This window comes from Desulfosarcina cetonica JCM 12296 (genome assembly GCF_001311845.1).
Classification (GTDB): Bacteria; Desulfobacterota; Desulfobacteria; order Desulfobacterales; family Desulfosarcinaceae; genus Desulfosarcina; species Desulfosarcina cetonica.
Genome location: NZ_BBCC01000257.1, coordinates 1 through 7,214, shown reverse-complemented (window position 1 = coordinate 7,214; position 7,214 = coordinate 1). Strand labels below are relative to the sequence as shown.

Annotated in this window: 6 protein-coding genes; 3 read left to right on the top strand and 3 right to left on the bottom strand. The window is 46.4% G+C overall.

The genetic code is table 11. The features are described from left to right. The first annotated feature begins 96 nt into the window (after window positions 1-96). The 3 genes from JCM12296_RS31020 (at window position 97) to JCM12296_RS31010 (ending at window position 5,387) form a co-directional block, all read left to right on the top strand. Entirely contained in the window at window positions 97-1,386 is a 1,290-nt protein-coding gene (locus tag JCM12296_RS31020) for an acetyl-CoA C-acetyltransferase (RefSeq protein ID WP_054701181.1), read from the top strand. A 71-nt stretch (window positions 1,387-1,457) separates the two neighbouring features. Continuing rightward, complete coding sequence (locus JCM12296_RS31015; RefSeq protein ID WP_054701178.1) at window positions 1,458-3,689, top strand: sigma-54-dependent Fis family transcriptional regulator; 2,232 nt, start codon at window positions 1,458-1,460, stop codon at window positions 3,687-3,689. 351 nt (window positions 3,690-4,040) lie between these two features. Further along, entirely contained in the window at window positions 4,041-5,387 is a 1,347-nt protein-coding gene (locus JCM12296_RS31010; protein WP_054701175.1) for an acetyl-CoA hydrolase/transferase family protein, read from the top strand. A 638-nt stretch (window positions 5,388-6,025) separates the two neighbouring features. Here JCM12296_RS31010 and JCM12296_RS31005 read toward each other — a convergent pair. The 3 genes from JCM12296_RS31005 to JCM12296_RS30995 form a co-directional block, all read right to left on the bottom strand. Then, complete coding sequence (locus JCM12296_RS31005; protein WP_054701172.1) at window positions 6,026-6,349, bottom strand: HdeA/HdeB family chaperone; 324 nt, start codon at window positions 6,347-6,349, stop codon at window positions 6,026-6,028. A 23-nt stretch (window positions 6,350-6,372) separates the two neighbouring features. Then, complete coding sequence (locus tag JCM12296_RS31000) at window positions 6,373-6,726, bottom strand: hypothetical protein (protein WP_054701169.1); 354 nt, start codon at window positions 6,724-6,726, stop codon at window positions 6,373-6,375. A gap of 106 nt (window positions 6,727-6,832) precedes the next feature. Continuing rightward, window positions 6,833-7,214: OmpA family protein (locus tag JCM12296_RS30995; RefSeq protein WP_157068055.1), on the bottom strand; the 382-nt coding region annotated here is incomplete at its 5' end.

The following is a 7,214-nucleotide window of genomic DNA, read 5'->3' as shown; positions in this document are numbered from 1 at the left end:
GGCCGACGTGGGCATCGAGGCCGACATCCTCGAGTTTTTGCCTGAGCTGACCGAGGCGATCGGCGATCTGTAAATCAACATTACAGGAGGGGGAATATGAAGGATGTCGTTATTGTCAGTGGCGCCCGCACGGCGGTCGGGAATTTTGGTGGGGCCTTGAAAGGCACCAAATGCGTGGATATGGGCGCCCTGGTTATAAAAGAGGCCATTAAACGGGCCGGTCTGCGTCCCACCATCAGCGAAGAGGTCAAAAAGTGCCGACCCGACACCTTCGGTGATTATGATCGCACCGAAATCAACCAAAAATACGATGACTACGAAGACTGCCTGACGCCCGTTTATTTTGACGAGTGCATCATGGGAAACGTCCTGCAGACCGCCCAGGGACAAAACCCGGGCCGTCAGGCGACCATCTACGCCGGACTCCCCGAGGAAACCAATGCGATCACCGTCAACAAGGTGTGCGCCTCCGGAATGAAAGCCATTGTGATCGGCGCGCAGTCCATCATGACCGGTGATGCCGACATCGTGGTTGCCGGTGGAATGGAAAACATGAGCAATGTCCCTTACGCCATTCCGGATAACCGTTGGGGCGGTCGGATGAACATGCCCTTTGGGCAGACCATCGACGTCATGGTCCACGATGGCCTCTATGAGATTTTCAACCAGTACCACATGGGCATGACCGCCGAGAACATCGCCAAACGCTATGGCATTAGCCGGGAAGAGCAGGATCAGATCAGCCTGGCCAGCCATCAGCGGGCCCGGGCGGCCATTGAAAATGGTACCGCCAAGGAAGAGATCGTGCCGGTGATGATTCCTCAGCGCAAGGGTGATCCCAAGGCATTCGATGTTGACGAGCGGCCCATGGAGACCTCCATGGAGAAACTGGGCAAACTCAGACCGGTCTTCGACAAGCAGGGCACCGTGACCGCGGGCAATGCCTCGGGGATCAACGACGGTGCCGCCGCGGTGGTCATCATGTCGGCGGAAAAAGCTGCCGAGTTGGGGCTCGAGCCTTTGGCCAAAATCAAGGGGTTTGCCTCTGGTGGCGTCGATCCGGCGTATATGGGGCTCGGACCGATCCCGGCGACCCGTAAGGTGATGAACCGGCTGGGGCTTTCCATGGCCGACATCGGGTATATCGAACTGAACGAAGCCTTTGCCTGCCAGGCGATTGCCTGTATGCGTGAACTTAACATCGACTTTGAGAATTGTAATCATAATGGCAGCGGCATATCCATCGGGCATCCCATTGGATGCACGGGCGCCCGGATTACTTATGGACTGGCCATGCAGATGAAGAAATTGGATGTCCAACTTGGGCTGGCTACCTTGTGCATCGGCGGTGGGCAGGGAATGGCCATGGTGCTGGAACGTATTTAACTGTTAAGTATCGGCTATTGTGGAATGCGAAGACGCTGATGTTGAAAACAAAAGCATTATGATTTCATAAAATGATGGATAACAGACAAAAAGAACCAAATAAAAAGGCATTCCATATTAAAGAAGAACACGTGCGGAGTCCCGAACCAGACCAACAGAACATATTCAGATTGGAAAAGGACCTTCGAAAATACAAAGATCTTTTCGATAACGCTCCCATCGGTATTATACAAGCGACATTGGATGGCCGTGTGATTGAAGCCAATCCTGCGATTGTTTCAATGCTAGGCTATGATTCAACCATTGATTACAAATCCTCAATCAAAAATATTGCTGAAGATCTGTATGTCGAACCAGATAAACGTAGTAATTTAATCGATCTGTCCCTGAAAAAAGATCAACTTCTAGATTATACGAGCCGATTCAGACGCAAAGATGGGAGCGTCATTTATTGTAAGTTAAATGTAAGGACGGCCAGAAACAAGGACGGCGGTGTAGATTATTTAGAGTCTTTTATTGAGGATGTTACCGAACAGCATAAGATTGCCGAAGCACTTAAAGAGAGCGAATCGCTCTACCGGGGAATTTTTGAAAATACAGGTGCCGGTACAATCATCATTGAAGATGATAAAACCATTTCATTTGCCAATACAGGATTTGAGAAACTGACCGGTTATACAAAACAGGAAGTTGAAGGCAAAATGAAATGGCCAGTTATCGTTGCCAATCCTGATGAGCTTGCAACGATGCTGTATTACCATGGCCAACGGCGGGCGGGCCGAAGGGGTGTGCCAATTGAATATGAATTTGAAGTAATCGATAAACATGGACAACGGAAAAATGTATTTCTCAGAGTTGACATGATTGGCGGTACAAATCGTAGCGTTGCGTCACTCATAGATATTACCTCTTTAAAAAAAGCTCAGCGTTCGTTTCGGGAAAGCGAATCAAAATTGCGCGGTGTGTTAGAAGCGTTTGAAGGCATCGTTTATATATGTGATAAAAATTATCATCTTTTATATATGAACAAAATGCCCAAAGGGCTGAAAATGCATAATTTGACCGGGCGGTTGTGCTATCGGGAACTTTATGGATTTCAGCAGCCATGCGACTGGTGTGCCCACAATCGCATATTCAAGGGAGAAACGGTAAAATTTGAATTTTTAAACCCAAATACTGGACGATGGTCTTATGCTGTAAACACACCGATTTTTACCGACGACCACTCGGTAACTAAAAAACAGACGGTCATTATCGATATCCATGAAAGGAAAATTGCCGAAGATACAATTCGAGAGCAAGGTCAATACCTAAAGAAGGAAAACATACGCCTCCGTTCCACCATTCAAGATCGCTATAAATTTGGAAGCATTGTCGGAAAAAGCGCTGTAATGCAGAAAGTATACGAGCTCATATTACGTGCCGCAGCGACGGATGCGAATGTAATCATTTATGGCGAATCCGGTACCGGTAAAGAATTGGTTGCCAAGGCGATTCACGACATGAGTGATCGCGGAAACCAACAGTTTGTTCCGGTCAACTGCGGCGCGATTCCACAGCATCTATTGGAAAGTGAATTCTTCGGTTACAAGAAAGGTGCCTTCACCGGCGCATATACAGATAAACGGGGTTATCTGGATCAGGCGAAAAAAGGAACGTTATTTCTAGATGAATTGGGAGAAATCAAAAGCGACATGCAGGTAAAACTCCTGCGGGTCTTAGGCGGTAGTGGATTTTCTCCAGTGGGTAGCGTTGAAATAATAACGCCTGATATCCGAATCATTGCGGCCACGAACCGAAATGTAAGCAATCTTTTAGAAAGTGGGAAAATGCGGGAAGATTTCTTTTACCGCATCCACATCATTCCCATCCGCTTGCCGCCGTTAAGGGACCGCAAGGAAGATATCCCGTTGTTGGTCGAACATTTCTTAAAAAAATATCAAACGGGTAACGCGGTTGCCAAAATTAATGGCAAGGTGATGGACGATCTCATCGGGTATAATTGGCCCGGCAATATTCGGGAGCTTGAAAATTCCTTGCAGCGTTTAGTGAGCCTGGGCCATCTTGACCTGTTTTGTCAACCAAACAAGCCTGATATTGGACAGATTGTAGATTCAAACAATACCCTTGAGGATTTTTCGATGCGGGTTGCCGTTCATAATTTTGAAAAGAATTATATTGGCCAGATGCTGAAAAAGTACCAGTGGAATCGCACTGTGGTAGCTAGGAAGTTAAAAATTGAACGGAAGACCTTATATTTAAAAATGAAAAAACTCGGAATCAAAACAGATCATATCAAATGAGTAATATATAACTCGATCTGAGGCATTCCGTGGATTTGGTAAATTATCTAATCTTTATTATATGTTGCCAATTTGTTTTAAATAGAATGAGTCAAAACATTCTCATAAAACCGCCATCTCATTCTCATCACTATTTCTATCTTGTTGTATTTTAATTAAAAATATAAACAACGATATTGGCATAAGCATTGCGGTGATAACATGTCACATCTGAACCGGTTTCGATGGATAAAGAGTGTATCGGGTATGCTTTTTGTTAAACCGGCTGCAGATGAAGGTGGGGAAGCGTGCTGTAGACTTTTAAAAAGTGTAAGATCTACTACTTAAAACGAGATAAGGACAAATGTTAAAATGAATTTTAGAAATGAATATCTTCAAAAATTGACATCGGCACAAGAAGCGGTTCAGGTCGTGAAATCTGGAGATCGTATTTTTTATGGAGAATTCGCACTTTTCCCCGAATCTTTGGATGAAGCCTTGGCAGAAAGAATAAATGATTTAAAAAATATCTATTTATCCGGTGTCTGTGTCACCAAATTTCCAAAAGTTGTCGAGCAAGATCCCAATAGAGAGCATGTCATCTTTAACGATTGGCACTTTGGCGGTGTCTCCCGTTCCCTTTACCAGAAAGGTTTGGCTAGCTATATCCCCTTAACCTATCACCAAGGACCACGCATTATCCGTAAGTATCACGATGTTGATGTGTTATTTTTGTGCGTCGGACCAATGGACAATAGCGGATATTTCAATTTCGGCCTTGCAAACTCAATTACCGGTGCAAACATTAGTAAATCAAAAAAGATTATTGTGGAGGTAAACGAGAACATCCCTTATTGTTTTGGCGGCTATTATGAAACAATTCATATCTCAATGATCGACAAGATTGTTGAAGGCAAAAATAATCCCCTCATTGAGATTCCCAAAGCGGAAGCATCACCGATTGATGTTAAAATAGCCGAACAAATATTGACCACGATAGAGGACGGTTCTTGTTTACAATTAGGAATCGGCACCTTGCCGAATTTGATTGGTGAAATGATATCGAAAAGTGACTTAAAGGATCTTTCCATACACACCGAGATGTTGGTCGATGCATGTGTTGACATGTATGAATCCGGTAAGGTTACAGGTATCCATAAAAAGATTGATCGTTTAAAAATGTGTTATACATTTGCTCTTGGCACTAGGAAACTATATGATTTTTTGCATATGAATCCAACCTGTGCTTCATTTCCAGTTCAGTATATTAATGATCCAGATAGAATCCGCAAGAATCCGAAAGTCGTCGCCATAAACAATGCCATTGAAATTGACCTTTTTTCTCAAGTCTGTTCCGAGTCAGTCGGTTACCGACATATTTCCGGAACCGGCGGACAGCTCGATTTTATTTTAGGTGCTTTTAATTCCAAAGGGGGTAAGGGAATTATTTCGCTAAGTTCGACCTACACGGATAAAGATGGAAATGTATGCTCAAGAATTGTGCCCACTCTCAAGCCTGGCGCAATTGTTACTGTTCCTAGAAGTATCACTCAATATGTTGTCACGGAAAATGGCATTGTACAACTAAAGGGAAAGTCAACGTGGGAAAGAGCAGAGGCACTAATTAGCATTGCCCATCCCGATTTTAGGGAGGGATTGATAAAGGAAGCGGAGAAGATGAATATTTGGGTAAAATCGAATAAGAGGGATAATTATTGATTCCAACTTGGATCAGCGGCCTAAATTTGACGGATTCGTAAAAAGCCCGATATCGGCGTTACGCGTATCCTTCGTCACTGCGGAGTACGCTAAGTACACCTCATTCCTCAGGATTCGCAAGCCTTGATCTCGGGCTTTTTACGAATCCGTCGGAAATGCGACTTTTTACGAGTTCATCAAATTTTGCTGTAAGATTCGGCGGATAGCATAACCCGGCATTCAACCAAGCGCGGACTTTATATGCCCCAAATGGTCTCCTTGCTTTTGAACGTTGCCTCCTGTGGTGTCTGATTCTGGGTGATGTTTAAACCCGAAAGGTAATCCCTGGAGCCTGTGGCCCGTGACCTGAGCCAGGGGGATTTTTTATTGATCCCCCTGGCTCAGTTTTAAACGACCATTTTTGGCTCAAATTAGCACGGCCAGGGACACCTGAGACGTGCGAAAACCGGATGAGGCTTAGACGGATTCGTAAAAAGCCCGATATCGGCGTTACGCGTATCCTTCGTCACTGCGGCGTACGCTAAGTACGCCTCATTCCTCAGGATTCGCAAGCCTTGATCTCGGGCTTTTTACGAATCCGTCGGAAATGCGACTTTTTACGAGTTCATCATTTTTGGGGTTCGAAACTGAATTTTTCCTCACCGTGTTTTTGTCATCTTTTCCATCACTTTCAAGGCATTGTCATTGGGATTGTCGAGACAATACTCAATAAATGCATCGGTCGCATCAGCCAGCTGGGTCGTTTCAAATTTGGTTGTGCCTTTTTTTCCCAGAATAAAAGCATGAAGCACACCGATGGCCACATCCCGGCTGCTGCCAGTCATTCGCATGACATCCTTGCAGGCATAATTGTTCAGATCTTGCTCTTCCTGCCCGAGGGCAATTCCCGAAAAAGCGATTCCGAGGCAAAGCGCCAATACCGTCCATAAAGCGAAATGTTTTATCCCTTTGGTCATTTCCATCTCCTTTTCCTGTTAAAAAATTCTTACCACCGAACCCTGCCGGACATACAGTCATGATATGCTCGGCGGCGGATTTCTTCACGGTTTACGGCACTCGTCGTTCCGCCTATCGCACCACCCAGCATTGCCCCCCGCTTTGCTCCTTTTCTGCCGCCGATGACGGCTCCAAAAAGAGCTCCGCCGGCCCCGCCCCTGGCAGCACCGCCCAGCATCCCTGGGCTGTAGTTTCGGGCGTAATTGCGGGCGTAGGCATCACAATCTGCGGGGGATGGTTTGCGATGGTGCCTGGAATCAGCGAATGCCGGATTGGCCACACCAAAAAATGTCACGCAAGCTGTCAAGGCAATCAATGGTAGAATCCATTTTTTGCTGAACATGTTATCCTCCTTTTCTGTTTGGGCAATATCGTTTAACGTTGACCTCGGGTGGTCCGGCGACAAGCGCCAAACCACCCGATCCACTGGTAAGGATTCAATTCCGCGACTACTCTACCCTGTCGAACTGAACCCGGCGGTTATGCGCCCGTCCCTCTGCGGTCTTGTTGCTCGCAATGGGGCGTTCCTCCCCGAAGCCCTCGGAGGAGAGCCGCGACGGTGAAATCCCCTTGCTGACCAGGTAATCCACCACCGCCTGGGCGCGCCGCTTGGAGAGCTTCAGGTTATACGCATTCGTGCCGATGCTGTCGGTGTGGCCTTCGACAAGCACGTTCAGGTTCGGATAGGTGTTGAGCGCATCCACAATCTGGTCCAGGATGGCAAATGAGTCGGGGGTCAGGACGGCGCTGTCAAAGGCAAAGTGGATGTTCTCGAACGACCAAACGTCTTTGCTCTGATCCAAAATGGTCGTGGGGGGGGGAGCGGGGGCA